The sequence below is a fragment of the Chloroflexota bacterium genome, assembly GCA_011322445.1.
GTDB lineage: Bacteria > Chloroflexota > Anaerolineae > Anaerolineales > DRMV01 > DRMV01.
Window position 1 is genome coordinate 43,231 of record DRMV01000047.1, and the last position, 25,885, is coordinate 69,115.

Genomic DNA, 25,885 nt, shown 5'->3' on the forward strand with positions numbered 1-25,885 from the left:
ATGGATGCCAAAGTGACTCTCTTGCAGCGCATGACCTTTGACGCCACGGCCAGTTATTCCAACTTCCATGTCATTCTCGACACCGTGCCAGCCGTGGGTGGTGATGAGCGGGGCTTCCAGCCAATGGAACTGATGCTGGTCTCGCTGTTGGGCTGCACGGCGATGGATGTGATTTCCATCCTGCGCAAGAAGCGGCAGGAAGTCACCGCCTTTGAAGTGAAAGGCCACGCCGAACGCGCCGACCAGCACCCCAAGGTATTCACCCACATCACCATCGAATATCACGTCACCGGCAAGAATGTGGATGAGAAAGCCGTGGTGCGTTCCATTGAGCTTTCGGCTGTTCGCTACTGCCCGGCGCAGGGCATGTTGGCCAAGGTGGTGCCCATTCAGTTGAAATATTTCATCTACGAAGATACCCCTACAGGCCCTCAACTGGTCAAGGAAGGCGAATACACCCGCCCCGAAGAAGCGTAAAGCCCCCCATCCGTTCCCCCGCCCCGAAGATTTTCCCTTCGGGGCTTTGTTTACGCTGCTTTAACTAACTTGTGCTAAGATAGAAGTAGCAATGCCCGCGTTTCTTCGGCAGATGACAAGGAGGTTCTATGAGCGCCGAGCTGCAGATTTACACCAAGAACCTGGAACTCACCGACCGGTTGCGGGAACAGGTGGAAAAGAAAGTGCCCAAACTTGCCCGCTACATCCAGAGCATTCAATCGATGCGGGTGGACTTGAAACACGAGCCATCGGCACGGAATGCGCAAGACCGTTACGTCGCGCAGATTACCGTGCGTGGCAAGCGCTTCATCTTGCGGGCGGAAGAGCGGGCTGATGACATCCTCACGGCGCTCAACGCCGCGCTGGATAACATGCAAAGGCGCATTCGCCGTTACAAAGGGCGCCATTATCGCGATCGCGGCGAAGAGCCAGCCCCCGCGTGGGAGACGGAAGAAGCCCCAGAGGAACCTGTCATCGCCCGCCGCAAACGCTTCGCCCTCATCCCGATGGACGAGCGCGAAGCCATCGAACAGATGGAACTGCTGGGCCATAGCTTCTTCGTGTTCTACAACGCCAACACCGATAGCGTCAATGTGCTTTACCGCCGGCGAGATGGCACTTACGGTCTGATCGAACCGGAACTCGGCTGACCTTGCACGTGAACGGGAAACATCAGGCCGCCCCGAAATCTCGGGGCGGCTTTTGAATTGCCTGACCGGAGCGTTTTGTGCTGAACGGGGCCTCTTGCGAACAGTGTGCCCTCGCGCGCAGGGCCGCAGCGAAGCAACGAAGCCGAAGTGCCTGCACTGAGCCGTGCCGAAGTGCGAAACGCTGCCAGAGATTTACCCGAAACTCTGCCGGGTTAGCTGAGGTAATCGCGCAAGTGCCGGTTGAGGGCAGGGTGGCGCAGTTTGCGCAGCGCCTTGGCTTCAATTTGGCGCACCCGCTCGCGGGTGACGTTGAAATATTGCCCGACTTCTTCCAGGGTGTGAGATTTGCCATCCAGCAGGCCAAAGCGCAGTTCCAGCACTTGCCGCTCGCGTTCGGTCAGGGCGGCCAGGGCGTGTTGCACCTGCTCGCGCAACATGCTGCGGGTGGCCTGGTCGAGGGGGTGCGGCGTGTCGGTGTCTTCCACGAAGTCGCCCACGGTGTTGTTGTCTTCGTCGCCGACGGTGTTTTCCAGCGAAATGGGCTCTTCGGTCGAGCGGAAGACCTTGCGCACCTTGCCAATGGCAAAGCGCCAGCGTTGTTCCAAATGAGGCGGCAGGGGCTGCTCTGCCTGCAGGGCCGCGCGGATGGCTTCGGCTTCTTGGGGGGTGAGGTAGTTGCTCTCAAGGGCGATTTCTTCCAGCGTGGGGTCGCGCCCCAACTTTTGCGTCAGCCGCCGCTGGATTTTCCGCAGTTTTTGCAGCGCTTCGATCATGTGGACGGGCACGCGGATGGTGCGCGCCTGGTCGGCGATGGCGCGGGTCACGGCCTGGCGAATCCACCACGTGGCGTAGGTGCTGAATTTGTAGCCGCGCGCCGGGTCGAACTTATCGATTGCGCGCAGCAGGCCAATGTTGCCTTCCTGAATCAGGTCGAGCATGGGCACACCGCGGTCGAGGTAGCGCTTGGCGACGCTGACGACCAACCGCAGGTTGGCGCGCACCAAAGCCGTGCGCGCGGCTTCGGCGCGCTGCTCGAGGGCTTCCATCTCGGCGCGCAGGGTGTCTTCGTCGGGCAGGTAGCGGCGGAAGGTGCGGTCGGAAGGCAGGTGGCCGTGTTTTTCATGGAAGGCGGCCAGCCGCTCGGTGGTGGTTTCGGGCAGGGCATAAAGCGCCGAGAAGACGGAGACGATGTGCGCCGCGACGCCATCCCAAAACGGGTCTTTGCCCCAGGCGCCGTTGTTGAGGTAAGCGCGGGTGTAAGAAGGCGTGTCGCTCTGCCAGGTGTGGTGGAGCATGCGGGCTTCGGCAGCCATGAGCGAAAAATCGGGGGCTTCGCAGCCCCACCGGGCGACGTCTTCCAGCGCGCGCTGCCAGGCCGTGCGCATTTCGGTGTAAAGGGCGCAATACAGCCGGGCGGGGGCGTTTTCCGGCTGGCGGCGGCGGGCTTTGGGGTGCGATTGCAGCCAGCGGATGCGCTTGTGCGCGGCCAGCATCACTGCCAGCCAGAATTCCTGGTCGGCGTTCAGCAGCGCCGTTTGGCCGATTTCCCGCAGGTAGAGGTAAATCGGGTCGCTTTCCAGTTCCTCATCGGGGAAGGTCGGCGTTTCGGCTTCAGGTTCTTCGGCGGCTTCAGGAATCTCGGGCGGGTTCCAGAAGTCTTCTGCGGTCATGGCGGTTCCCTTTGAGGTCAGTGTGCAGCGGGCAGGTGCAGCCCTTCTTTGAGAGCGCGGTCGAGCAGCCCGCGGTGGCGGATGGCTTCGATCAGCCGCTCCTGATAGAGCGGGGTTTCATCTTCGGCGGCGCTTTCGAGCAGAAAGCGCAGTTCGTCGAGGGCACGATTGACTTGCTCCCGTCGCAGGCGGAGCAGGGCATGGAGCAGGGCGGGGGTGTATTGCTCAGCGTTGAGGGCGGCGGTGGCTGCCAGGCAGCGCTCGGCTTCGGCGTGCAGTTCGGTGGGCAGGCGCAGCACCAGGTCGTCTTGCGGCTCGCGGTCTTCCTGTTCGGTGGCGGCGAGCACGGCCTCGAAGAGCAGCCGGTGGGGTGCGGCGGGGAAATCGGCCGCGCGCAGGGGCTGCATTTCGTGGGCGCGCAGCCAGCGGTCGGCGCGAAAGCGCAAATGGGGGGCGCGTAGCAGCAGGCCCAGCACCTGACGGGAAAGGCTGGCAAGCAGCGCAGGGGTGCGGGAGGGCGCCGCAGCCGACGTTTGGGCTTTTGTGGGGCGTTGGGCGGTGGAAGCCCCTCTGGCAGGCGTGCGGCGCTGCACTGGCTTGCGCCTGCGTTGCGGAGGACGCCATGCCAGCAGCGTATCTTCATCCACCCGCAGCAGGGCGGAAAGTTTTTGCAGGTAGGTCTTTTGCTCGATGGGGTTAGCCACTTCGTAAATCAGCGGCAGCACCTGCTCGGCGAGGTCAGATTTGGCTTTCGGGTCATCCAAATCCATGTCGGCGGCCAGGGTGTGCATCACGAAAAGGATGATCGGCTGCGCCGAGGCCAGGATGCGCTCCCACGCCGCCGGGTCGGCTAAGGCAATTTCGTCGGGGTCTTGCCCTTCGGGCAGCAGCGCCACCCGCAAGTCGGCCTTCAGACGGCTTTCCTGGCGTAACAGCCCTTGCGGGTCGAGGCGGAAGCCGCTGGCTTCCCGCAGGGCTTCGCGCGCCACTTCCATGCTGCGCAGGGTGGCGCGAATGCCGGCCGCATCGGGGTCGAGCGCCAACACCATGTGGCGGGTGTAGCGCTTGAGGGTGCGCAACTGGCCTTCGTTCAGGGCCACGCCCATCGGCGAAACCGCGTTGGGGAAGCCGGCCTGGTAAAGGCCAATGACATCCATGTAGCCTTCCACAATGACCACCTGATCGCGCTGGCGGATGGCTTTGCCCGCTTTGTCCAGGCCGTAGAGCAGGCGGCTTTTGTCGAAGATCTCGGTTTGGGGCGAGTTGAGGTATTTGGGAATGCCGTCAGGGTCGAGGGTGCGGGCGCCAAAGCCCACCGCGCGGCCACGCGCATCGCGGATGGGGAACATCACCCGGTGGCGGAAACGGTCGTAAATGCGCCCGTCGTCGCGTTGAGTGAGCAAACCGGCGGCCAGCAGATCGTCGTCGGTGTAGCCTTTGCCGGTGAAATACTTGCGGGCGGCTTCCCACGCGTGGGGGGCGTAGCCGAGGCCAAAGGCTTCGATGGTTTCGTCGGTGAGGCCGCGCTTGTGCAGATAATCGAGGGCCTGCTTGCCCGCGGGGGTGTGCAGGTGGTGGCGGTAGAAGGCCACGGCTTCTTCCATCAGGTCGTAGAGGCGCTGGTGGGCTTCCCGCTCGGCGGCGTCTTCGGCGCGGCGCGGCTCCAAAGTCACGCCGGCGCGCTCGGCAAGGTGCTCGAGGGCCTGGCGGAAATCCCAGCCTTCGCGTTTCATCACGAACGTGAAAATATCGCCGCCTTCGTTGCAGCCGAAGCAGCGCCACGTGCCGGTTTCCGGGAAGACCACGAACGCGGGCGTGCGCTTGTTATCGTGGAAGGGGCAAAAGCCGATGTAGTTCTTGCCCGTGCGGCGCAGGTCCACGGTTTCGGAAACGATATCGACAATGTCGAGGCGGTTTTTGATTTCCTCTACGGCATCCATCGTCACCCTCGTGGGGGATGGGGTAGTGGCATTATACACGCGAATGGCCGAAAAGCGGGCGATGTCGCGCAGGGGGCGTTTGTTTCGCATTCGGGGTATAATGGCAGCATGTTGATGCGTCGATGGCGTTGGGCTTTACTTTTGTTGGCGCTGGCGGCGGTGGCGACTTTGGCCCGTCAGCCGGCCGCGGCGCGCGTGCCCGCGGTGCTGACGCCTTTCCCTACCCCTACCCCGGGGGCCGATGGTGTCATTCGCTACAAGGTGCAGCCGGGCGATACCCTCTGGCGGGTGGCAGCCATTGCCAAAGTGTCGGTGGATGAACTGCGCGCGCTCAACAATCTGCGCCCCGACCAGCCTCTTCAGCCGGGTCAGATTTTGATTTTGGGGGTAGGCGTTTCAGAAAAACCGACGCCCACACTGCAGCCCGGCGCGCCCCCCACGGTCACGCCGACGCCCACCCCTGAGCCGGGGGTTGGCACGCTTTGTGTACTGCTCTATGACGACGAAAACGGCAATGGCCTCTACGAGGAAGATACCGAGCGCCCGCTGGCGGGCGGCGCGGTGAGCGTGACCACCCGGGTGGGCTCGGTTTCCCTCACGGCGACCACCAACGCCAAAGATTTCGTCTGCTTCGACGACCTCAAAGAAGGCAAGTATATCGTCACGATTGGCGTGCCGAAAGATTACAACCCGACTACTGCTCCCAATGTGACCCTCACGCTGCGGCCGGGCGACACCACTTATGTCACCTTCGGGGCGCAGCGGGCTGCCCCCGCCACCACGACCGCCACGCCGAAACGCAAATCGCCCTTGCTGGGCATCGTGGGCTTTGTTTTCCTGCTGGGCGGTGTGGGGCTATGGGTGTTCGCCGCCCGTCGCATGCGAGGGCGGTAAGGCCAGTCTGCTATGTGGCAACATCGCCTCTTTATTCTCAACCGACAACAAGGCCTGCCGGCAGGCGACCTGCCGGGGGTGGCTCTTTACCTGCCTCTTAAACGCGCCCACCGCATGCGCCGGCGGGATGCGTTGCTGATTTATCTGCACCAGGAAGGCAACGCGCCGTTGGGGGAGAAGGACCAGCGCGCCCTGCTGGAAAAACTGGCCGGGCGTTATTTCACGTTGAACGGCTCGGTCACCGCGGCAATGAAGGAACTCGCCAACGCACTGAACGCTTTTTTCCTCAACCGCAACCGTAAACTCACGCCTCACGGTAAACACGCGCTTGGCTGGTTGACCCTGGCCGTGTGGCGCGGCAACAACCTTTACCTGGCCCTTTCAGGCCCCATGCACGCCGCGGTGCTGGGCGAGACGGTGACTCATTACCACGACCCGCAGGTCAGCGGCCGCGGGCTGGGGGTGGGCCGTGCGGCGCGGCTTTATTTCGCCAGCGCCGCCGTGCAGCCGGGCGATGTGCTGCTGATCGCACCTCATTTCCCTGCTGCGTGGGATGCACGGGTGCTGCGCCTGGAAGCCAGCCGGAAAATCTCGCCTTTGTTGCGGCGGTTGGTGGCTTACGGTGGTGCCCAGCAGGAGAGCGCCATTGTGCAGGTGCGCCCCGGCGAGCCGGAGGTGCGCCGCACGGTGTTGACGGCAGGTGCCGCGGCCATGCCGGCGGCGCTTGAAGGTTCGGCCCCTGCCCCTGCGGAAAGCCCCGCAGCTCAGGCGCCGGCCGTGCCCCCGCAGCCAGAAGAGGCTGCACCTGGCCTTGCCCCTGCCTCGGAAGCGCCAGGAAGCCCCCCTCTGCCTGTGGAAGCAGCAGCCTCCCCGCCGCCTTCGCCGCGGCCCCAAAAAGCCGCGGCGCCTGAAGGGCCGCCTTCCCCTGGGCCTGCGGTTTCCCGCGGGGCGCCGTCGGCGTCACCCCCCGCGGGCACGGGCACCAGGCCGCAGCCGCGCGAGCGGCGCATTCCCCTGGCCGGGCAGGCGCGGGCTGCTTTCACTGCCGCTGGTGAAGGCCTCCGGCGGGGGCTGGCGGCGCTTTGGCGCGCCGGCGAGGGGCTGGTCGAAGGGTTCCGTAAGGTGGCTTCCCAGGGGCTTTCCACTTCGGCCGATGAGGTGTTTGCCCTGCCCCGCTCGTTCATGGCGCTCACCGCGGTGGCGGTGCCGCTGGTGGTGGTGACGATTGCCGTGGTGGTCTTTGTGCGCCGGGGACGCTTGCAGCAGTATCAGGCTTATTTCGCGCTGGCGCAAACTGAAGCGCAGCAGGCGGAAACGATTAAAGAGCCGGTCACCCGCCGCAACGCGTTGGTGGAGGCATTGCACGATATCGAGGCCGCCGAGACCTACCACCGCACGGCAGATTCCGAGGCGCTGCGCGAGCGCATCACCCAGGCGCTCGACCAGTTGGATGGGGTGCAGCGGGTGGATTTCCAGCCGGTTTCTGACCGTTTGCCTGCGGCAAGCCCGGTGCTACGGCTGCTTTTCCAGGGCGCTGACCTCTATGCCCTGACCGAGAACGGGCATGTCTATCATTACCAGGTGCGCGGCCAGCATTACATTCTCGATCGCGACTTCCAGTGTGGGCCGGGTGAGTATGGCGGCGGATCATTGCAGGTAGGGCCGTTGGTAGATGCCGCGTTGTTCAGCCGTCAACTGCAGCCGGAAGCGTATAGCATCGTGGGCATCGACGCGGTCGGGCACGGTGTGCTCTGTGGCCCCCAGCGGGAAACCTCGGGTTTCGTGCTGCCCCCTGCGACGCCTACGAACTGGCAGCGCCCGACGCGTGTGGCTTACCAGGATGGCGATCTCTACATCCTCGACCCCGTTGCCAAGACGGTGGAAGTGGTTTCGATGGATGGTGGCGGGGAATTCAGCGGCACGCCGTACAATTACTTCACCCAGGGCGCACCCGCAGGCATGGAGACCGCCATTGAAATGGCGGTGCAGCGCGGCGGGCTGTATTTGCTGCATGCCGATGGGCAAATGACCCGCTGCGAAGAGGCTTCTGGCAACGCGGTGAAGTGCAAAGCCTTGCTTTACAACGATACCCGCCCGGGGCGCGCCTCCGGGCCGGTGATGCCCAATACGCGTTTTTCGCAAATTGTGTTGGCTTCTGCGCCCGACCCTTCGCTCTACATGCTCGACGCGGCGTCGGGGGCTGTGTATCGTTTTTCGTACCAGTTGCAATTTGTGACACAATACCGACCTGCTCAGCCGCTTCCGGCTGAAATCACGGCCTTTGCCGTGGACCCGGAAACGCAGACGCTGTTCGTCGCGGCGGGCGGGCGAATTTATCAGGGTTCCCTGCGATAGATGTGCACGTTCTTCTCCTTCGTCCTTGATGTGTTGGCCGCACTGGGGGTGGTGCTGTTTGGCTGGTTTGGGCGGTTGTTCCTTTTTCAGCCAGCCCGCTACCTGCGGGCTTTTGCTTCCCTGCGGTTGGAGAATTTTCAGCGCTGGGGGCTGAGTGAGGAAGAAATCGCCCGGCGTCCGCCGGCGGTGTTGATGCGCTGGCTCACGCGAAAGCCTTACCGCCAGTGGCTGGAAAGCCTGGCGCGCGAGCCTGAGCGCCATCGCGCCTTGCTGGTGTTGGTGCGGCTGTATGGCGTCGGGCTGGCGGTGGTGGGGCTGGCAATGCTGGCCGCGTTGCTGCTGACTTTGCCGGTGCAGGTAAGGGCTTGTTTTTGAGTTTTCCCCGTTGAGATGTGGAAAACCTCCGGTTTGCCTGTGGAAAACTCGCGCGAGGCGGGGAAAACTCGGCCAGGTTGGGGAAAACGCCTCCGCCATCGGGGAGAACGCCGGGAAAATGGAAGGAAAAGCCGGGGAAATCTCCCCTGGGGCATGGTACGGCTGTTTGGGCTTTGTGCTACAATCAAAGTGTTCGTAGCCTGCATTGCGGCGTAGAAGGGCTGGCATCCGCAATGCAGGTTTTGCAGAATCCGCAGCATTTGTACTTTGGAGGAGGGAACGATGAACTGGAAGGATTTCCTGGCTTTCCGCCGCATGGTCACGCCGATCATCATTCAGGTCATTTTTTGGATTGGCGTGGTTGGTGTCATTCTGGGCGGCATCGTGGGCTTCTTTTCAATGCTCATCACGGGTATCAGCCAAGGGGAAGCGATGTCCATCTTGGGCGCTTTGATTGGCGTGCCACTGATGACGATTGTAGGCCTGTTGCTGGTGCGGCTTTACACCGAACTGCTCATTGTGATTTTCCGCATCAACGATACCCTCACCGACATCAAGAACCTGTTGGAAGAGCGCCGACAGGCCTGAGTGAAAGCGGGGCGCTCTCTCGCGCCTGCGCGGGGGAGCGCCCTGTCGCGGGGGCGAGGTAACGGCAAGGCAAATCCGAAGGAGGCTTCTTTGATCAAGCCATTGGCAGGCAAACGGGTGGTTTTGGGGGTTTGTGGTTCTGTGGCGGTCTACAAGGCCGCTTTTGTGGCTTCGCGGCTGGCACAATTAGGTGCAACAGTCACCACCGTGTTGACCGACGCGGGGGCGCGTTTTGTGGCGCCGCTGACCTTTCAGTCGGTGACCGGCGCGCCAGCCTACACAGATGCTGACTTGTGGGGGCAGGGAGGGCACGTGCTGCATGTGGGGCTGGGGCACGCGGCCGATCTGGTGGTGATTGCCCCTGCCACGGCCAACACCCTCGCCAAACTGGCCCACGGCCAGGCCGACAACCTCCTGACACTGACCGCCCTCAGCACCACCGCCCCCCTCCTCATCGCCCCGGCGATGGACGGCGGCATGTTCGCCCACCCCACCACCCAGGCCAACCTGGAAACGCTGAAGGCGCGCGGCGCGCATATCCTTGGCCCGGCGGAAGGCCACCTGGCTTCCGGCCTGACGGGCAAGGGGCGTATGGTGGAACCGGAGGCTATCATCGGCCAGGCGCGCTACCTGTTGACCCGCTCAGGCCCCTTGCAGGGGAAGCACGTTGTCGTCACCGCGGGGGGGACGCAAGAGCCCATTGACCCCGTGCGCGTGGTCGCCAACCGCTCTTCCGGCAAGCAAGGGTTCGCATTGGCGCAGGCCGCGCTGGATTTCGGTGCAGAAGTGACCCTGGTCAGCGGCCCCACGGCTCTGCCGACGCCCGGCGGCGCCCGGCGGGTGGACGTGCGCACCGCCGCGGAGATGCAGGAAGCCATCTTCCGCCACCTGGACGAAGCCGACATGCTGCTGATGGCCGCCGCCGTGGCCGACTACCGCCCCGAAGCCCCCGCCGGGCACAAAATCAAAAAAGGCCGTGACCGCTGGGAACTCCCCCTGACCCGCACCACCGACATCCTTGCCACCCTGGCCAGCCGCCGTGCCGATTTCCCCCGCCTGCGCCTCGTGGTCGGCTTCGCAGCCGAAAGCCACGACCTGCTGGAAAACGCCCGCCACAAACTGCAAGCCAAGCGGATGGATCTCATCGTCGCCAACGATATCACCGCCCCCCAGGCCGGTTTTGCCGTCGACACCAACAAGGTGACGCTGCTCTACGCCGACGGCCTGCAGGAAGCCCTTCCGCTGATGAGCAAAGCCGAAGTGGCCCACGCGGTGCTGCTGCGGGCGTTAGTGTTGCTGGAAGACGGCCTGCTGGGCCACCTGACCCCGCGCCGCGCCTGGGAACGCGCCCAGCCCGAAGGGGCCTACGCCCCCCCTTCGCTGGAAAACGAGGGCTTCATTCACCTTTCCCGCCTCGACCAGATTCCACGGGTACGGGCACGTTTCTACGCCGGTCGGGACGACCTGCTACTGCTCAAGATCCGCTTTGCTGCCATTGCCGACCACCTGCGCTGGGAAGCCGCCGACGGCGAAGTCTTTCCCCACCTCTACGCCCCCCTGCCGCTGGAAGCCGTGGCCGCGGTGGAAGCCATACCATAAAGGGAAACCGCCCGATGCGCAGCGTTTCTTTGACAACTTTGCTTTCTTCCCTTAAAATACCACCCGCTTGCCTTGAACCAACCTCGCGTGAAATGCGAGCAATCTTATCACGGAAGGGGTCTTCCCATGAAAGAGTACACGACCGAAAAGATCCGCAACATCGCTCTGGTTTCCCACAGCAGTGCGGGCAAGACCATGCTCGCCGAGGCACTGCTGCATTTTACCGGCGCAACCACCCGTCTGGGGAGCATCAAAGACGGCTCCACCGTTTCCGACTTCGAAGAAGAGGAAATCCGCCGTGGGTTGTCCCTTTCCACTGCCCTCATTCCGGTGGAATACCAAGACCACAAAATCAACCTGCTGGATACCCCCGGCTACACCGACTTCGTCGGTGAGGTGATTTCCGCCCTCTACGTGGCCGATGGCGCGGTGGTGCTGGTGGATGCGGTGGCTGGCATCGAGGTCGGCACCGAAGTCGCGTGGTCTTACGCCGACAAGTTTGGCCGCCCGCGCTTCCTGCTCATCAACAAGATGGACCGCGACAACGCCAACTTCCAGAAAATGCTCACCCAGGCGCAGGAAACCTTCGACGCCCGCTTCATTCCGGTACAACTGCCGTGGGGTGAAGGGGAAGCCTTCCAGGGCGTGATCGACCTGCTGAGCATGAAAGCCTACGCGGGCGCAGGCACCGAAGCGCAAGACATTCCCGCCGAACTGGCCGACGCGGCCGAGGAAGCCCGCATGGCGCTGGTGGAAGCCGCCGCCGAGGGCGACGACAGCCTGCTGGAAAAATACCTGGAAGGCGAAGAACTGACCGCCGACGAGGTGGTGCGGGGCCTGAAAGCCGTGGTGATGAGCGGCGATTACGTGCCCGTGTTTGTGGCCGCGGGCGAAAAGGAAATTGGCCTCGCGCCGCTGCTGGAAGCCATGATTGCCCTGATGCCTTCCCCCGCGGAAGCACCTGCCCTGCCCGCGGAAAACGCCAAAGGCGAGCCAGTGGGACTCACCGCGGACGACAGCGGCCCCCTCGCCGCCTACGTCTGGAAGACCACCGCCGATCCCTTCGTGGGCAAGATCACCTACTTCAAGGTGGTTTCCGGCACCCTGCATTCCGACACGCGCGTCTGGAACGCTAACAAGAACACCGAAGAGCGGCTGGGCACCTTGCACATCCTGCGCGGCAAAGAACAGATTGCCGTCAAGGTGCTGCATGCCGGCGACCTGGGCACTGTGCCCAAACTGAGCGAAACCGGCACCGGCGACACCCTCTGCGACAAGGGCAACCCCATCAAAATTGCCATGCCCGAATACCCCACCGCCCTCTACCGCGTCGCGGTGGTGCCTCAATCGCAGTCCGATTCCACCAAACTCGGCTCTACCCTCACCCGCCTGTGCGAAGAAGACCCCACCCTCTCGTGGTATCAGGACGGCTCCACCAAGCAGACCATCTTGCAGGGCATGGGAGACCAGCACATTGACGTCGCCATCCGCAAGGCCAAGACCAAGTTCCAGCTCAACCTCGACACCGCGGAGCCGAAAGTGCCCTACCGCGAAACCATCACCAAGAAGGGGCAGGCGCAATACCGCCACAAGAAGCAGACCGGCGGCGCGGGCCAGTTCGCGGAAGTGCACATGCGGGTGGAACCCAACCCCGAAAGCGACTACGACTTCGCGTGGGAAGTCTTCGGCGGCGCGATTTCGTCCAGTTTCCAGCCTTCCATCGAGAAGGGCATCAAGAACGTCATGAAGCAGGGCGTGATTGCCGGTTATCCGGTGGTCAATGTGAAAATCGCGGTCTTCGACGGCAAGGAACACCCCGTGGACTCCAAGCCGGTGGCTTTTGAGATCGCCTCGCGGGAGGCCTTCAAACTGGCCTTCCAGGACGCCGGCCCCGTGCTGCTGGAGCCGATTTACAAAGTGCGCATCACCGTGCCCGAAAGCAATATGGGCGATGTGCTCGGCGACCTGAATACCCGTCGCGCCCGGGTGCAGGGCATGGACACGGAAAAAGGCCGCTCGGTGATTACCGCTGAGGTGCCTTTGGCCGAGATGCTGCGCTACACCACCGACCTGCGCTCGCTCACCGGCGGCCGCGGCGTGTTCGAAATGGAATTTTCGCACTACGAGAAAGTGCCCGCTCACCTGCAGCAGGAAATCATCGCCGAGCGCCAGCGCGAACTGGCCGAAGAAAAATAACTCCCGGCGAAGGCTGACAGAAAACGAAACGCTCCCCCCAACCACCGGGGGGAGCGTCGTTTTTGGGACCTGTTCAGCCTCTGACGGCATGCCAAAGCACGCTGGAGGGCGGAATGGATTTCATAGAGGCGCGCGGCAAGGGTGTCATCCCTCTCCGTCTCCTTCTTCCCCGAACAGCCGCAGCCATTCATCCAGTTCCTCATCGGAAAGTGCCGCGGGTTTTTCTTCACCCGCGGCGGCGCTGGAAGGCGCGCCCAGTTCGGCGGCAAATGCTTGGGAATCCACCACCCGCGCCCCGGCCCAACGCGCCTCTCGCTGCACCTCATGGTCGGAAGAAACCACCACCCAGTTGCGGGCCTGCTTTCCCAGTTTCCGCACCCGCGCGGCGATGGCCTGGTCGGCCGTGCGGCCTTCCCGCACGAACACCGCGGTGACCGCACCAAAACGCCGCCTGCCCGCGTGCCCCGGCGCGGCGCGGTCGAAGTACACCTCAGCACGGGTGTTACGGCGGGCGCAGTAGCGTTGCAGCCGTTCCACCAGACGCATTTCGTCGTTGGGGTCGCGCAGGCTCAGGCCGGGAATTTTGGGAATCAGGTTGTGGCCGTCGATGATGTAGGGCATGGGAGGGAGAGTCGGATAGTCAGGTGGTCAGGTAGTCAGGAATTCCAGCAGGGCGCGGTTGAACGCTTCGGGGCTGTCGGCAATCACGGCGTGGCCCGCGCCGGAGATGACGACGTGCCGCGCCCCTGGAATGCCGCGGGCGAGTTCGGCCTGCACTGTCGGGGGGATGGTGGCGTCTTCCTCGCCGGTGACGACCAGGGTGGGGCAGTGGATTTCCCCAAGGCGGGAGACCACATTGAAGCGCGCCAGCGCCCGCATGGCAGCGCGGTAGGCGCGCGGGTCGGCCTGCCGTATTTCGGCCAACAGCGCCTCTCTCATGGCTTCCTGCCCCGCTTTGGGGAAGATGTGCTTCACGACCGTGCGCCCCTGGACTTCCAGCCCTACGGTGTGCACCACTACCATCCGCAGGGCGAAGTAAGCCCACTCACGCAGCCCTTCGGGGCGCAGCGCGGCAAAGGTGTTGACCAGGGTGAGCGAGCGCACCTTTTTGGGGAATTCCAGGGCTGCGGCCAGGGCGACCGTGCCGCCCATGGAAATGCCAACCACGTGGGCGGGCAGCGCGTCGAGGCTTTCCAGCAAAGCGAGGGCCGCGGCGGCTGCACGCTGCGGCGACCACGGGCCGCGGTGCGGCGTTTTCCCGAAGCCGGGCAGGTCGACGGCAATGGGGCGGAAACCCGCTTCGGCCAGGGCGGTCAGTTGTGCCTGCCACGAGGCCGCCGTCGAGCCCAGGCCGTGGAGCAGCAGCACGGTTTCTGAGTGCTGCGGCGCGGGGTCAAGGTAGTGCATGGCGGGGGAAGAAGGTTGGGGGCACATGGTTTATGGTCGGGGTGGAGTTAGCCGGGGGGCATGGTGCCGTAGAGGTTGCGGTAGATGACAAAGGTTTCGTAAATACGGCGGATGTAGTCGCGGGTTTGGCTGTAAGGAATGACTTCCAGCAGCAGGTCGGGGTCGCCGTGGGCGGCTTGTTGCCAGCGTGCGGCGTTACCCGGCCCGGCATTGTAGGCGGCCAGCGCGGCGTAGAGGTCGCCTTTCAGGTAATCGCGCTGGCGGGCGAGGTAGTGTGCGCCGTAGGTGATGCTGACCTTGGGGCGGTAGAGGTCGTCGGCGGTGAAGTCGGGCGGCCAGCCGGTCTGCTGGTAGATTTCCTGGGCGGTGGCGGGCATGAGTTGCATCAGCCCCCGCGCGCCTGCCGAGGAATGCACGAACCCTTCGAAAAGGGATTCCTGCCGCAGCACGGCAAAGAGGAAGAGGGGATGGAAGCCATAAGCCTGCGCGGCAGGCAGCACCAGGTCGCTGTAAAAAGTGCCGAAGCGCAGGTGGGCAAAGTAAGGCGGGGCCGCAGTGAGGGTGGCGGCGTCGTCGAGCCCGGCCAGGTCGAGCACATGGCGGGCGGCGAACACGGCGCTGCGGTAGAGCCCGATTTGCCGGAAGTATTCGGCCAGGCGGAAGGTGTCGGCGGGGCTGTCGGCCACCGCGGCGCGCAGGTTTTCGAATTCGGCTTTGGCTTCCTCGTAGCGCCCCAGGCGCCACAGTTCGCTGCCGCGAATAAAGCGGGGGTCGCTGGCGAGGTGGCCGGGGGTGAGCAGGTCTGCGGGCGAGGCGGCCAGTTCGAAGCGGCTGCGCACCCACGCGGCAGCCTGCTGGCGCTCGGCTTCCCAGTTGGTGGGCAGGTGGAAGGCCGGGGGCGGCGTGAAGGGAGGGCGGCCATCGAGCAGGTCGCGGGCGCGCTCGCTGTAATAGCCGGTGGGGTCGGCGGCGGTCGCGAGTTGCCAGGCGTTGCGCGCCCCGGCCTGGTCGCCCGCGGCCGCGCGCAGTTTTCCCAGCCAGAGGTAGGCGGCGGCGCGGTTTTCGGCTTTGGCGGCGGCGTCGGCGGCTTCCTGCAGCAGCCCCCGCGCCGTTTCGTCGTTCCCTAAGCGGTGGGTGGTGATGGCCGCCAGGTACAGGCTGCGAAAGGCGTAGCCAGAAGAGGGGTATTCCCGCGCGACGCGTTCCCACAGGGCGGCAGCGCGGGCCAGGTTGCCGGCACGCACCTGTACGCGGGCGGCGTCGAAAAGGAACTCGGCGGCGCGCGGGTGGGTGGGGGCGGCCTGCACGAAAGCCAGCAGGGTGTCGGTGGCTTTGTCGTACAGGTCGAGGTAAGCCCATTCGGTGTAGGCTTTTTGTTCCCAGGCTTTATCCCAAAAGCGGCTTTGGGGGTAGCCGTCGATGAGCGCCTGCCAGGCGGTCGTGGCCTCGGCGGCGTTGCCCATCGCCCGCAGCGCCAGCCCTTTGTAGTAGAGCGCGGTGTCGCTGCCGCCGGGCTGGGCGTTGAGGTAGCGGTCGAAAGCCTGCACCGCGACGCCATATTGCCCGGCGAAGTAGTCGGTGAGCCCGCGGTTGAGGTCATCGACCGGCACGCCGTCTTTGACCAGTTGGGTGAGGGCCAGGTAGGCCTGATAAGCCGCGGGGTAGTTGTTGACGGCGTCGAGGTAGGCTTCATGAGCGTGTTCGAGGTCGTGCAAAGCGGTGTAAGCCTGGCCGATGTACCAGTCCAGCAGGGCGCGGCGGTAGCCGTTGGCGTCGGCCTGGTAGAGCGCCTGGTATTCGGCAATGGCGGTGGTCAGGTCGCCTTCCATGTGATGGGCGCGAGCGATGCCCAGTTTGATGCCGTAGATGCGGTCTTGGGGTGGGGAAGCCTTGAGGGCAGCCTGGTAAGCCGAAGCCGCGCCGTTGTAGTCGCCCGCGTTGAAGCGGTTGTCGCCCATCCACTCGTAGAGGTAAGCGTCGATGTAGCCGGGGCGATGTTGCAGGAAGGCCTGATACGCCTCGGCAGCCTCGGCGTAGCGTTCCAGCGCCTGGTAGGCTTCGGCGAGGTAGAAATAGGCGTCGGTGGCGGCAGCGGTGTTGGGGTAGGTGGTGATGACAGCCCGGAAGGCGTCGAGGGCGGTCGCGTAATGGCGAGCGTAAAGGTCAGCGCGCCCCAAACCGAGTTGCGCGGCGGCCAGCACGGCAGGGTCGGCGCTTTGGGCCTGGGCTTGCTGGAAGGCGGCCCGCGCGGTATCCCAATCGCCTTCGAAAAGCGCCCGCTGGCCGTTGGTCAGCCAGCCGGAGGGCTGCGGCGTGGGCGTCGGCGTGGGCGTGGGGGTAACGGTGGGCGTGGGCGAAGGGGAAGGCGTGAAAGTAGGGGAAGGCGTGGGCGTGGCCCAAAGCCCGGCAGGCGCGGGCAAACTGCATGCCAGTAGCACGAAGAAAAGCAGGAAGAAAAGGAAGGTCAACCGGGAAGAGCGCATGGGAGGGGAAGCCGAGTAGTCGGGTGGTCGCTTGGTCAGGTAGTCAGGTGGTCGCTTGGTCGGATAGGGGGGCGGCGGGGCGATAGGGGGCGTCAATTTTTCTGCGGGCGGTTTGCTTGCCTCAATGCTGCCAGCACATCTTGCATATCCTCTGGCAGGGGGGCGGCGAAGGTGCGGGGGGCGGTTTCGCCGGGGAGGGTGATGGTCAGGCTGTAAGCGTGCAGGGCGTGGCGGGTGATGGGCAGCGAGGAACGACGGCGGCCATAGAGCGGGTCGGCTACCACCGGGCAGCCGAGGAAGGCCAGATGGACGCGGATCTGGTGGGTGCGGCCGGTGAGGGGATGGGCTTCGATGAGCGTGTGGTGGGGGAAGGCTTCGAGGGTGCGATATTCGGTCACCGCGGGGCGGCCTTTGCCCGGCGGGACGACTTTCATCCGTTTGCGGTGGGCGGGGTCACGGTCGATGGGGGCTTCGATGCGGCCTGTGGGCGTGGGAGGCGCGCCGTCTACCAGCGCGAGGTAGACTTTGTGGGTGGTGCGGGCTTTGAACTGCGCTTGCAGGAACTGGTGGGCGGCGTCGTTCTTTGCCAGAATGATGACGCCCGAGGTGTCTTTGTCCAGGCGATGGACGATGCCGGGGCGGTGTTCGCCACCCACGCCCAGCATTTCGGGCGCATGCGCCAGCGCGGCGTGCACCAAGGTGCCGCTGCTGTGGCCGGGCGAGGGGTGGACGACCATCCCCGCGGGCTTGTTAACGACCAGTACATCGTCGTTCTCGAAGAGCACGTCCAGCGGGATGGCTTCCGGCACTAAGGTGGTGGGCAAAATCGGGGGAATGGCAACGGTGATGGTGGCTGGGGCTTCCAGGGCAAAGCCGGTTTTGGTGACCGTCTCCCCGTTCACCGTCACGCGGCCTTCTTTGATCCATGCTTGAATGCGGCTGCGGGAATAGGTGCCTTCCAGCGCCGCGGTGAGGAATTTGTCGAGCCGTTGGGGGTGGTCGCCGGCAAAGGGGAAGGCGACCGTGCGGGCGGTTTCAGGCATGGGGTGTTTCTTCGGGCGCGGGTGAGGTTTCGGCGTCGGGTGCATGAGGGGGCGTTTCGGGGGCAGGCTCGTCGTCGGCGAACAATTCGCCCAGCAGCAGGAAGGCCACGCTCAGGCTGATGGCGGCATCGGCAAGGTTGAACACCGGGAAGCGCCCCACCGCGATGAAATCGGTGACGTAGCCGTGGCGCAGGCGGTCGAGCAGGTTACCCAGGGCGCCGCCCCATTGAATGGCCATGCCCCAGCGCAGCCACCAGCCACTGCGGGCAATGGCCGGGAAGGCCAGCAGCACCCCCAGGGCGTACACCACGCCCAGCGCCAGCAGCACCGGCCCCCAGGCCTGGCCGAGGCCGAAGGCCATGCCGCTGTTGTGCCAGTTGGTGATGTGCAGCCACGGCAGCGCGGCGAAAGGCGTGGTCTGCCGCGCGAAGGGAATGTGTGCTTCGATCCAGGCTTTGGCAGTTTGGTCGGCGAGCAGCACGCCGCCGCCGATTAGAAAAAGGAAGCCATAGGCTTTGAGGGTTTTCAGCATGAATGCTCCGAAAAGTCGTCGCGTGGCGATTTGGTCGCGTTGTTGTCTGGTCGCGGCCGGGCAGGCTTACGGCCAGCAGGCTTCCATTGTACCGCGAGTTGCGGTGAAGACCGCGTTTTGCAGCGCCGCCAGGGAGGGAAACCCCACCAGGTGGGCGGGGCAACCCGCGCGGCAATCGGAAGCGCCGAAACCGGGAAGGGGAATGAAAGCCCCGGGGGAAGCAGCCAGGGACTGAGCCCAGCGGCATTCCCAGGGGGTGGGAGGGTCGGTGGCCGTCGTCCACCCCCAGGCGAGAGGCGCAGCCTCTACGCGGAGGAAGTCAATATGCCAGCGGCGGCGCGGGCTGCCGCGCAAGTGCCTTCCCAGGCGGGCGCGCACACCGCCGGGGCCGTGGGCGCTGCCGGTGTAAACGTAATACCCTTGGGGGAAAAGGGCTGCTCCCAACCGGCCGATGCGCACGCGGGTGGAGTGGGGCAGGGCCAAAGCCAGCCAATAGGCGCCCGGCAGCGCGGGGAGGGCTTCGGGGGATGAACAGGTGGGCGGCATGAGATAAGTATATCCGACGCTCAAACGGGTGACAATTGTCACTAACCATTGCTGGAGGGCAAGAGTATTATCTTAAAGTGACGTGAGAAGTGGTATACGCATAAGTGTATAGGTAGATACTCCCAAAGGATGGCTTTCATGCTCCCGCCCGAACAGCGAGAAGAATTTGCCCCGATGCAGGCCGAAATTTGTGCGGCGTTAGCGCATCCGCAGCGCATTTTGATGCTGTGTGCGCTGGCCGAGCACCCTTACCATGTCAGCGGGTTGGCCGAGCATCTGGGCATCAGCCAGCCTGTGGCTTCCCGCCATTTGCGCACGTTGCGGGAACAGGGGCTGGTGTGTGCCACTCGCAAGGGGGCGATGGTGGAGTATCGCCTGGCAGACCCCAGGTTACTGGAGGCCTTGCGGGTCTTCCGTGAAGTTTTGCAAGAGCGCCTTGCCCGGCGCGCCAGTTTGCTGGAAGTCGCTGCTGCCGCAGAGCGCAGTCCGCAACCCTAACTTTCCAGAAGGAGAAGGCTATGGACAAAAAACCAACATGGTTGCTGGGCCTGGTCGGCATTCTCCTGGTGGTCATTGTGCCTATTTGGGTGCTGTGGCCGAAACCCGCTCAACCCCAGGGTGATCCGTGGGCGCACCTCCCGAAATATCAGCCCCACGTGGACCACTCCGCCATCATCCAGGGGCCGTTTGAGACGGGGCAGGATGTCACCAAGACCTGTCTGGAATGTCACCCGAATGCTGCGAAGGATTTCATGCACACTTCTCACTGGCAATGGCTGAGTGAGAAGGCTTTCAACATCCCCGGCCACGACAAACCAATTCGGCTGGGGAAGTTGTATTCCTTCAACAACTTCTGCATCAACACAGAAGGCAACCAGCGGGTGTGCATGACGTGCCACACGGGCTATGGGTGGACGGAGGAGGCTCCCACCGATTTCTCGAACCCCGACAACGTCGACTGCTTGATTTGCCATGCTGACCCCAGTAAGTATGGGCGCGGCGCCTACGGCAATCCGGCGGATGGGGTGGATCTGGTGGCGGCGGCCAAGAGCGTCCGGAACCCCACGCGCGCCAATTGTTTGACCTGCCATGCTTATGGCGGTGGCGGCGACAACGTCAAACATGGCGACATCAGCAGCGCGCTCTACCACCCTGACGCTGCCACAGACGTGCACATGGGTAAATACGACTTCCAGTGCACCACCTGCCATCGCACTGAGCACCACGAAATCAAGGGCAAACTCATCAACTTGAACTACACCGTAGACCCGAAGGAACAGGTGCAGTGCACGGACTGCCACAGCAGCGCACCGCACAAAGACCCCCGCTTGAACGAGCATGTCAAGTCGGTGGCCTGCCAGGCGTGTCATGTGCCCGAAGTGGCTGAAAAGATTCCCACCAAGGTCTATTGGAACTGGGCGACTGCCGGCAAAGACCTGCCACAGAACCACTTCCATTACCTGAAGATCAAAGGCGACTTCCGCTATGTCAAGAACCTCATCCCGACCTACATCTGGTTCAACGGCAACGAAGCGGAGCGCTATGTGAAGGGCGACAAGATCGATCCCACCAAGATCACTTACATCAACAAGCCCGCGGGCAGCATCAACGACCCCACGGCCAAGATCTTCCCCTTCAAGATCCACGTGACGATGCAGCCCTATGACAAGAAGTATATGTACCTGCTGGCCCCGTTGACGGCTGGTAAAGATGGCTTCTGGACCAACTTCAACTGGGATCAGGCCTTCAAACTGGCCGAACCGCACACCGGGCTGAAGTTCAGCGGTGAGTTTGGCTTCACGAAGACTTACATGTACTGGCCGTTGACCCACATGGTCAAGCCGAAAGAACAGGCGCTGCAATGCGTAGACTGCCATGGCCCCGAAGGGCGCCTGGACTGGCAGGCTTTGGGCTATCCGGGCGACCCGATGCAATGGGGTGGCCGCTTTGACACCAACCACTAAGGGAGTGTAGCCATGCAGCGGAAATTTATCTCCTTGTTGCTCTTCACGGCTCTGGTCGCGGTCATGGCGGCAGGCATTGCCCTTGGAGTGCGGCAGGCATTGGCCGAGGGAGGCCCCACTCCCGAGGTGACGCCTTCTCCTATGCACCCCACCTATGCCTTGCTGGATGCCGACGGCAACCCCGTTGTCCAGAGCGGAAAGCCCGCTGACCTGACGAAAACCTGCGGGCAGTGTCACGATACGGCTTTCATTACTTCCCATGCAACGCACCAGAAAGCCGAGAAAATCGCTGGCTTTGAGGGCATGACGGCTTCCTGCTATCTCTGCCACAGCACGGCTCCCAATGGGGAAGCCCGCAAAGCCGCCCTTGCCAGCGGCGATAAGGCCTGGGCCGATAGCGCCGTGCTGCTGGGCTCGGGCATTCTGGAAAAGACTGCCGACGGCTGGAAGTGGAACCCCGATGCCTTCGAGGCCGATGGCACCCTCAAGTCCAAATACGTCAACCTGCATCAACCCACCAATGCCAACTGCGCCCAGTGCCACGGTGAAGTCCACACCGACGTCAAGACGCCGTTGGTGGTGGGCGACCTGGCCGACAACTGGGTGACCCTGACCACTGGCCAGGTGGTTTCCCCGCAGCGGATCTCGGCTTCGGGCATGAACATCGAAGGCAAGGAATCCATGCCGTTCGCGTGGGATGTCCATGCCGAGCGCGGCGTGCAATGCGTGGACTGCCACAGCAGCGCCAATGCCCCGGCGGCGCGGCGTTACAGCGAATTGCCTTCGTATTTGACCTTTGACCCCCGGCACCCCGATGTGGGCGCTTACCTGAAGCAACCGAGCCATGTGTTGACCCAGGAAAGCTGCGAGTCGTGCCATGACCCGGTCGCAGCCCACAAGGATTGGCTGCCGTATCTCGACCTTCACTTGTCTAAAGTGGCGTGCGAGACCTGCCACATCCCGCAGATGCATGCCCCGGCGGCAGAGACGTTCGACAAGACGGTGATTTTGCCCGATGGCACCACCCCCACGGTGTATCGCGGGGTCATGGCTTCCGACGAAGCCGCCCCGGGTGCCGATGCCAAAGAGCCGTTCACCGTGTCGCACAAGGTGGTGGGCTTCCAGCCGGTGTTGCTGAAGAACGCCGACGGCAAGGAAGCGCCCTATAACCTGGTGACCACCTTTGAATGGGTTTACAAGAAAGATGGGAAGGACGTCGAGGTCAGCATGGCTGACCTGAAGAAAGCCTGGATGCCGGATGGCAAGTATGCTGACGACATTGTGAAGGCTTTCGACGCCAATGGCGACGGCAAACTGACCGCCGATGAACTTTCCCTCGACACGCAAGAGAAAGTCGATCTTATTGCCAAGCACCTGAGTGCGCTTGGCTTGAGCGACCCCCACATTGTGGGCGTGGTGAAACCTTACGCCATTCACCACGATGTGGTGCAGAGCGATTACGCTATCCAGGATTGTCGGGCGTGCCACGGGCCGAATTCCCGCATTGGGAAACCGATGGCGCTGGCGATCGCTGCACCCGCCGGTGTGACGCCGGTGCTCGAGACTTCCGAGGAAGTGAAGGATGCCGGCAAAGTGGTGGCAGAAAACGACGGGCTGTATTATGAGCCGGAGAAGGACGCTCAACTGTACGTCGCCGGCCGGGATAGCGTGCGCTGGATTGACATCCTGGGTGTGGTGGCTCTCATTGCCACGCTGCTGGGTGTGAGCGCTCACGGCGCGCTGCGGGCTTACTTTGCAAAGAAATACCCGCCCAAGCATCACGGCGCCGTCAAAGAGGCTTATCTCTACACGGCTGCTGAGCGCTTCTGGCACTGGCTGCAAATGGCGGCCATTTTGGGCCTGCTGTTCACGGGGTTGATCATTCACAATCCGGACCTCTTTGGTGGGTTCTCCTTCCGTGGGTTGGTGTTCACCCACACGGTGTTGGGCTGGATTTTGGTTATCAACTTCGTGTTTGCGGCTTATTATCACCTCAGCACGGGCTACATCAAGCAGTTCCTGCCCAAGCCGCAGGGCCTGTTTAGCCGGATCATCTTGCAGAGCAAGTTTTACTTGATGGGCATTTTCAAGGGCGAGCCGCATCCGTTCAAGAAGACGTTCTGGAACAAGCTCAACCCCTTGCAGCGCCTCTCGTACTTTGGTTTGTTGTTCGGGCTGCTCCCCATCCAGATGGTGACCGGTATGTGGATTTGGGCAGCGCGAGTGTGGCCGCAAGCAGCGACGGCGTTGGGTAGCACGACCATGTCGTGGGTCGTGGGCATTCATACCCTGGATGCCTGGCTCATCGGTGTGTTCGTCGTCGCTCACGTCTACCTCACCACGACCGGGCACACACCCTTCGCTTACATTGAAGCCATGATAACCGGCTGGGAAGAGGTGGAAGCGGATGAGGACGAGGCCCCCGCGCCTGAGGCCCCCAACGCCTAAGGAGTGTTGACGATGGCTGAAAAGAAATCGTGGTTTCAGAAACTGATTGACCGGCCGAGGAAGCCTTATGCTAACCCTTACGTGGGTGGCGTGCTGTTGGGCCTGAGTTTGTTCTTCTCGTTGCTCATCACGGCAAACGGCCTGGGCGCCTCGGCAATCTTTGCCCGCATGAATGGCTTTCTGGTCAACCTGGTTGCGCCCCATCATGTGGACCGCGTGCCGCAGTTGATCAAAGTGGCCGGTGGTACGAAGAATCCCTTCGACAACTGGATTACCTGGGAAGTCATTGGCCTCATTTTGGGCGCCTTTGCTTCTTCGGTGATCTTCGGACGCTTCAAGCCGGAAACCCCTCGCGGCCCGCATCTCTCTGAAAAGGGGCGCTGGGTGATGGCGTTCTTCGGCGGGATGATCTTCCTGTTTGGCGCCCGTATGGCTCGCGGGTGCACCTCCGGACAGGTGCTTTCCGGCGGTGCGACCCTCTCCGCAGGCAGTTGGCTGATTGGCTTGGTGATGTTTGCCTTTGCCTTCGCCACCGCTGCCGTCGTGCGGAAACTGTGGAACTGAGGAGGAAATTATGTTCCCATTAGCCTCCATTCACGCACTCGGCAAGGTCGGCCTGGCCCTCGTGGAGATTCTCATCGGCATCGGCTTTGCCTTTGGCCTGGAAATCTCCGGTTTCAGCAACTCGTACGTCCTGACCGGGCAGTTCTACTTCCGCAACGGCCGCGTCATCAAGGCGATGTTTACTGCCATCCTTGTGGCGATGGTGCTCATCTTCGCCTCGGTGGCGGTAGGGTTACTGGATTACGACGTCATCTGGGTTGACCCCACCTACCTCTGGCCTGGCGTGGTCGGCGGCGCGCTGATGGGCATCGGTATCATCATCGGCGGTTACTGCCCCGGCACCTCGATTGTGTCTTCCACCGCCTTGAAGAAAGACGCCTGGTTCTTTGTGCTCGGCGGCCTGGTGGGCACTTTCCTCTTCAGCGAAACTGAGCGGCTGTTCCACTACTTCTACAACAGCAGCTTCTACGGCCGTGTGACGCTGATGGATGTGTTCCACGTGAGCGCCGGCGTGGTGGTGTTCGTCATGGCGATCATCATCGTGCTGACCTTCTGGCTCAACGAGTGGGCGGTCAACAAGTTCAAGCGGGAAGACACGCAACCGTACCCGACCCCGCGCTGGGCGCCGATTGCTACCGTGGTCGTGCTGCTGGCGGCTGCTGGTGTGTGGGCCATTTGGCCGAACTGGCAGCAGCGCTGGAATCAGGTCGCGGCAACCCAAGAGCCGCTCTTGCAGCAGCGCGAGGTGCAAATCAGCCCCTATGAACTGGCTACCACGATCAACAAGACCAAGACGTTGCAAACCGTCATCGTGGATGTGCGCGACGATTACTCCTACAACCTCTTCCACCTGCGCTGGTCGCGGCACATCCCGCTCGACGAACTGCTGGGTGCCGTGCCTGAATTCCGTAAGATGGCGAAAGAAACGCCGGCCACGGTGTTCGTCATCGTGAGCAATGGCGAAGATCAGGCCACGCAGGCGTGGAAGATGTTGGTGGCGGAGAAAGTGCCCAACGTGTACCTGCTGGCGGGCGGCCTCAACGATTGGATCAAGGTCTTCGGCGAGAAAGATATGGCCGAGGGCAAGATCATGGAAGCCAAGGCCGCAGGCAATACCCAACTGCTGGATTACTACTTCGCAGAGGCGCTCGGCGACCGTTACCGCGCGGCCGATATGCTGGCTGACCCCGACAACGATGAAATCATCGAGAAAATCAAAGACCAGTTTGTGCCCAAGATCAAGGTCAAAGGGCCGACGGGACCGGCTGGTGGTGGCTGCGGATAGCCTTTGCCATGCTCGCAAGCCCCCGACTGCGGTCGGGGGCTTTTTGTTTGGCCGCCAGGGGCGTTTCGTGGTATGATTGCTTTGCCCTTCGGGGCACAACCTTCAACAGAAACAGGTGCTTAACCGATGGAAGAACGCAAAATTACCATCATCGAAGGTCCCCCGCCTACCTTCGAGGCTGCCATGGATGAATGGACGCTTTCGCTGGTGGAAGGGCCTTCGCTCAGTCAGATTGCGATGACCCGTGTGCGGGCAGTCAATGGCCCGGCGTTGGTCGAGCGTTGCTACCGCGCCTGGCGGCAGCGGGAGCCCATCCATTTGGAATTCCGCGGCCCCGATGGCCTGATCCAACGCGTGCCCATTGTGGCCGCGCATTACAGCCAAGTGGATGACGCCGACGTCCTTCGCCTCTGGGTCGCGGTCGACAACGCCGACGTGCAGGTGGAATACGAATTCGTGGACGACGCTGATGAGGAAGACGACGCCGGCGAGTTTTCGTCCATTGCCCCTGAAGACCTGATGTCCGACCAGGCCGACGAGGAAGACGCAGGCGACGCGGGCGATGACCTCGACGCCGACGACGATTTACTGGCCGGCCTGGGCTTCTAAATGCCCTTTGGCGCGCTTTTGACGCCCCCGCAAGGGGGCGTTTTTGTCGCCGGGTGGCTTTTTGCCGCCATTGAGCCGTAGCGAAGACTTTGCGCCTGTTCAGAAAATCGTACCGCGAGGTCATTGCGGGCCTGCCGAGCGGCAGCCGAAGGGGCGAAGCCCCCGAAGTAGGGAAACCACCCTGGCGGCTGTACCGCTGTGCCGTGATGCAGCGGCAAGAAGTTTTTCGGATAGGCTTT

At 63.1% G+C, this 25,885-nt stretch carries 21 protein-coding genes and 1 pseudogene; 14 read left to right on the forward strand and 8 right to left on the reverse strand.

The features are described 5' to 3' along the window. Window positions 1–477, forward strand: coding sequence for an OsmC family peroxiredoxin (locus tag ENJ54_10190; GenBank protein ID HFC10201.1), 477 nt, complete (start codon window positions 1–3; stop codon window positions 475–477). Window positions 478–605: 128 nt separating this feature from the next. After that, window positions 606–1,148 (forward strand): ribosome-associated translation inhibitor RaiA, encoded by a 543-nt coding sequence (raiA, locus tag ENJ54_10195; protein HFC10202.1) that lies wholly within the window; start codon window positions 606–608, stop codon window positions 1,146–1,148. A 212-nt stretch (window positions 1,149–1,360) separates the two neighbouring features. On the opposite strand, the gene ENJ54_10200 is transcribed toward raiA, so the two are convergent. Together ENJ54_10200 and ENJ54_10205 are read right to left on the reverse strand one after the other, a co-directional pair. Then, the gene (locus ENJ54_10200) at window positions 1,361–2,818 is read right to left on the reverse strand and encodes a sigma-70 family RNA polymerase sigma factor (GenBank protein ID HFC10203.1); all 1,458 of its coding nucleotides are present in this window, start codon (window positions 2,816–2,818) and stop codon (window positions 1,361–1,363) included. A 17-nt stretch (window positions 2,819–2,835) separates the two neighbouring features. Next, window positions 2,836–4,848, reverse strand: coding sequence for a DNA primase (locus ENJ54_10205; protein ID HFC10204.1), 2,013 nt, complete (start codon window positions 4,846–4,848; stop codon window positions 2,836–2,838). Window positions 4,849–4,866: 18 nt separating this feature from the next. Here ENJ54_10205 and ENJ54_10210 point away from each other — a divergent pair, with 18 nt between their 5' ends. From ENJ54_10210 to ENJ54_10235, 6 genes and pseudogenes are all read left to right on the forward strand, one after another. After that, window positions 4,867–5,652 carry a LysM peptidoglycan-binding domain-containing protein gene (locus ENJ54_10210; GenBank protein HFC10205.1) on the forward strand — a complete coding sequence of 262 codons (786 nt, stop codon included), beginning with the start codon at window positions 4,867–4,869 and terminating at the stop codon, window positions 5,650–5,652. Window positions 5,653–5,664: 12 nt separating this feature from the next. Further along, on the forward strand, window positions 5,665–8,007 hold the full coding sequence (locus ENJ54_10215) for a hypothetical protein (GenBank protein ID HFC10206.1): 2,343 nt from the start codon (window positions 5,665–5,667) through the stop codon (window positions 8,005–8,007). Continuing rightward, window positions 8,008–8,382: a hypothetical protein gene (locus tag ENJ54_10220; GenBank protein HFC10207.1), complete on the forward strand. Its 375-nt coding sequence runs from the start codon at window positions 8,008–8,010 to the stop codon at window positions 8,380–8,382. It begins immediately after the preceding gene. A gap of 282 nt (window positions 8,383–8,664) precedes the next feature. Further along, window positions 8,665–8,970, forward strand: a complete 306-nt coding sequence (locus ENJ54_10225; GenBank protein ID HFC10208.1) for a DUF4282 domain-containing protein — start codon at window positions 8,665–8,667, stop codon at window positions 8,968–8,970. A 93-nt stretch (window positions 8,971–9,063) separates the two neighbouring features. After that, window positions 9,064–10,287, forward strand: a pseudogene (gene coaBC, locus ENJ54_10230) (bifunctional phosphopantothenoylcysteine decarboxylase/phosphopantothenate--cysteine ligase CoaBC). Window positions 10,288–10,695: 408 nt separating this feature from the next. Then, window positions 10,696–12,765 carry an elongation factor G gene (locus tag ENJ54_10235; protein HFC10209.1) on the forward strand — a complete coding sequence of 690 codons (2,070 nt, stop codon included), beginning with the start codon at window positions 10,696–10,698 and terminating at the stop codon, window positions 12,763–12,765. Window positions 12,766–12,909: 144 nt separating this feature from the next. Here the strand turns inward: ENJ54_10235 and ENJ54_10240 are convergent, their stop codons facing one another. From ENJ54_10240 to ENJ54_10265, 6 genes are all read right to left on the reverse strand, one after another. After that, a complete protein-coding gene (locus ENJ54_10240) occupies window positions 12,910–13,386 on the reverse strand; it encodes a hypothetical protein (protein ID HFC10210.1) in 477 nt (158 codons plus the stop codon). Between the two features lie 27 nt (window positions 13,387–13,413). After that, window positions 13,414–14,199, reverse strand: coding sequence for an alpha/beta hydrolase (locus ENJ54_10245; GenBank protein HFC10211.1), 786 nt, complete (start codon window positions 14,197–14,199; stop codon window positions 13,414–13,416). A 20-nt stretch (window positions 14,200–14,219) separates the two neighbouring features. Next, on the reverse strand, window positions 14,220–16,655 hold the full coding sequence (locus ENJ54_10250; GenBank protein ID HFC10212.1) for a tetratricopeptide repeat protein: 2,436 nt from the start codon (window positions 16,653–16,655) through the stop codon (window positions 14,220–14,222). Window positions 16,656–16,747: 92 nt separating this feature from the next. Next, window positions 16,748–17,698 carry an RluA family pseudouridine synthase gene (locus tag ENJ54_10255; protein ID HFC10213.1) on the reverse strand — a complete coding sequence of 317 codons (951 nt, stop codon included), beginning with the start codon at window positions 17,696–17,698 and terminating at the stop codon, window positions 16,748–16,750. Continuing rightward, on the reverse strand, window positions 17,691–18,230 hold the full coding sequence (locus ENJ54_10260) for a signal peptidase II (protein ID HFC10214.1): 540 nt from the start codon (window positions 18,228–18,230) through the stop codon (window positions 17,691–17,693). Before ENJ54_10260 ends, ENJ54_10255 begins: the two co-directional genes overlap by 8 nt. A 66-nt stretch (window positions 18,231–18,296) precedes the next feature. Continuing rightward, window positions 18,297–18,776, reverse strand: coding sequence for a GIY-YIG nuclease family protein (locus ENJ54_10265; GenBank protein ID HFC10215.1), 480 nt, complete (start codon window positions 18,774–18,776; stop codon window positions 18,297–18,299). A gap of 129 nt (window positions 18,777–18,905) precedes the next feature. Here ENJ54_10265 and ENJ54_10270 point away from each other — a divergent pair, with 129 nt between their 5' ends. From ENJ54_10270 to ENJ54_10295, 6 genes are all read left to right on the forward strand, one after another. After that, window positions 18,906–19,274: an ArsR family transcriptional regulator gene (locus ENJ54_10270; GenBank protein HFC10216.1), complete on the forward strand. Its 369-nt coding sequence runs from the start codon at window positions 18,906–18,908 to the stop codon at window positions 19,272–19,274. A gap of 20 nt (window positions 19,275–19,294) precedes the next feature. Beyond that, window positions 19,295–20,740 carry a tetrathionate reductase family octaheme c-type cytochrome gene (locus ENJ54_10275; GenBank protein HFC10217.1) on the forward strand — a complete coding sequence of 482 codons (1,446 nt, stop codon included), beginning with the start codon at window positions 19,295–19,297 and terminating at the stop codon, window positions 20,738–20,740. 12 nt (window positions 20,741–20,752) lie between these two features. Next, window positions 20,753–23,188 carry a hypothetical protein gene (locus tag ENJ54_10280; protein HFC10218.1) on the forward strand — a complete coding sequence of 812 codons (2,436 nt, stop codon included), beginning with the start codon at window positions 20,753–20,755 and terminating at the stop codon, window positions 23,186–23,188. Window positions 23,189–23,200: 12 nt separating this feature from the next. Continuing rightward, entirely contained in the window at window positions 23,201–23,752 is a 552-nt protein-coding gene (locus ENJ54_10285) for a hypothetical protein (GenBank protein HFC10219.1), read from the forward strand. Between the two features lie 10 nt (window positions 23,753–23,762). Further along, entirely contained in the window at window positions 23,763–25,037 is a 1,275-nt protein-coding gene (locus ENJ54_10290; protein ID HFC10220.1) for a hypothetical protein, read from the forward strand. Between the two features lie 126 nt (window positions 25,038–25,163). Next, on the forward strand, window positions 25,164–25,646 hold the full coding sequence (locus ENJ54_10295; GenBank protein HFC10221.1) for a hypothetical protein: 483 nt from the start codon (window positions 25,164–25,166) through the stop codon (window positions 25,644–25,646). The last annotated feature ends 239 nt before the right edge of the window (window positions 25,647–25,885 follow it).

Excerpts from the sequence above, each read along its gene's own strand:
- ENJ54_10190 (HFC10201.1), top strand. The coding sequence starts at position 1 with ATGGATGCCAAAGTGACTCTCTTGCAGCGCATGACCTTTGACGCCACG.
- raiA (HFC10202.1), top strand. The coding sequence starts at position 606 with ATGAGCGCCGAGCTGCAGATTTACACCAAGAACCTGGAACTCACCGAC.
- ENJ54_10200 (HFC10203.1), bottom strand. The coding sequence starts at position 2,818 with ATGACCGCAGAAGACTTCTGGAACCCGCCCGAGATTCCTGAAGCCGCC.
- ENJ54_10205 (HFC10204.1), bottom strand. The coding sequence starts at position 4,848 with ATGCGAAACAAACGCCCCCTGCGCGACATCGCCCGCTTTTCGGCCATT.
- ENJ54_10210 (HFC10205.1), top strand. The coding sequence starts at position 4,867 with ATGTTGATGCGTCGATGGCGTTGGGCTTTACTTTTGTTGGCGCTGGCG.
- ENJ54_10215 (HFC10206.1), top strand. The coding sequence starts at position 5,665 with ATGTGGCAACATCGCCTCTTTATTCTCAACCGACAACAAGGCCTGCCG.
- ENJ54_10220 (HFC10207.1), top strand. The coding sequence starts at position 8,008 with ATGTGCACGTTCTTCTCCTTCGTCCTTGATGTGTTGGCCGCACTGGGG.
- ENJ54_10225 (HFC10208.1), top strand. The coding sequence starts at position 8,665 with ATGAACTGGAAGGATTTCCTGGCTTTCCGCCGCATGGTCACGCCGATC.
- ENJ54_10235 (HFC10209.1), top strand. The coding sequence starts at position 10,696 with ATGAAAGAGTACACGACCGAAAAGATCCGCAACATCGCTCTGGTTTCC.
- ENJ54_10240 (HFC10210.1), bottom strand. The coding sequence starts at position 13,386 with ATGCCCTACATCATCGACGGCCACAACCTGATTCCCAAAATTCCCGGC.
- ENJ54_10245 (HFC10211.1), bottom strand. The coding sequence starts at position 14,199 with ATGTGCCCCCAACCTTCTTCCCCCGCCATGCACTACCTTGACCCCGCG.
- ENJ54_10250 (HFC10212.1), bottom strand. The coding sequence starts at position 16,655 with ATGCGCTCTTCCCGGTTGACCTTCCTTTTCTTCCTGCTTTTCTTCGTG.
- ENJ54_10255 (HFC10213.1), bottom strand. The coding sequence starts at position 17,698 with ATGCCTGAAACCGCCCGCACGGTCGCCTTCCCCTTTGCCGGCGACCAC.
- ENJ54_10260 (HFC10214.1), bottom strand. The coding sequence starts at position 18,230 with ATGCTGAAAACCCTCAAAGCCTATGGCTTCCTTTTTCTAATCGGCGGC.
- ENJ54_10265 (HFC10215.1), bottom strand. The coding sequence starts at position 18,776 with ATGCCGCCCACCTGTTCATCCCCCGAAGCCCTCCCCGCGCTGCCGGGC.
- ENJ54_10270 (HFC10216.1), top strand. The coding sequence starts at position 18,906 with ATGGCTTTCATGCTCCCGCCCGAACAGCGAGAAGAATTTGCCCCGATG.
- ENJ54_10275 (HFC10217.1), top strand. The coding sequence starts at position 19,295 with ATGGACAAAAAACCAACATGGTTGCTGGGCCTGGTCGGCATTCTCCTG.
- ENJ54_10280 (HFC10218.1), top strand. The coding sequence starts at position 20,753 with ATGCAGCGGAAATTTATCTCCTTGTTGCTCTTCACGGCTCTGGTCGCG.
- ENJ54_10285 (HFC10219.1), top strand. The coding sequence starts at position 23,201 with ATGGCTGAAAAGAAATCGTGGTTTCAGAAACTGATTGACCGGCCGAGG.
- ENJ54_10290 (HFC10220.1), top strand. The coding sequence starts at position 23,763 with ATGTTCCCATTAGCCTCCATTCACGCACTCGGCAAGGTCGGCCTGGCC.
- ENJ54_10295 (HFC10221.1), top strand. The coding sequence starts at position 25,164 with ATGGAAGAACGCAAAATTACCATCATCGAAGGTCCCCCGCCTACCTTC.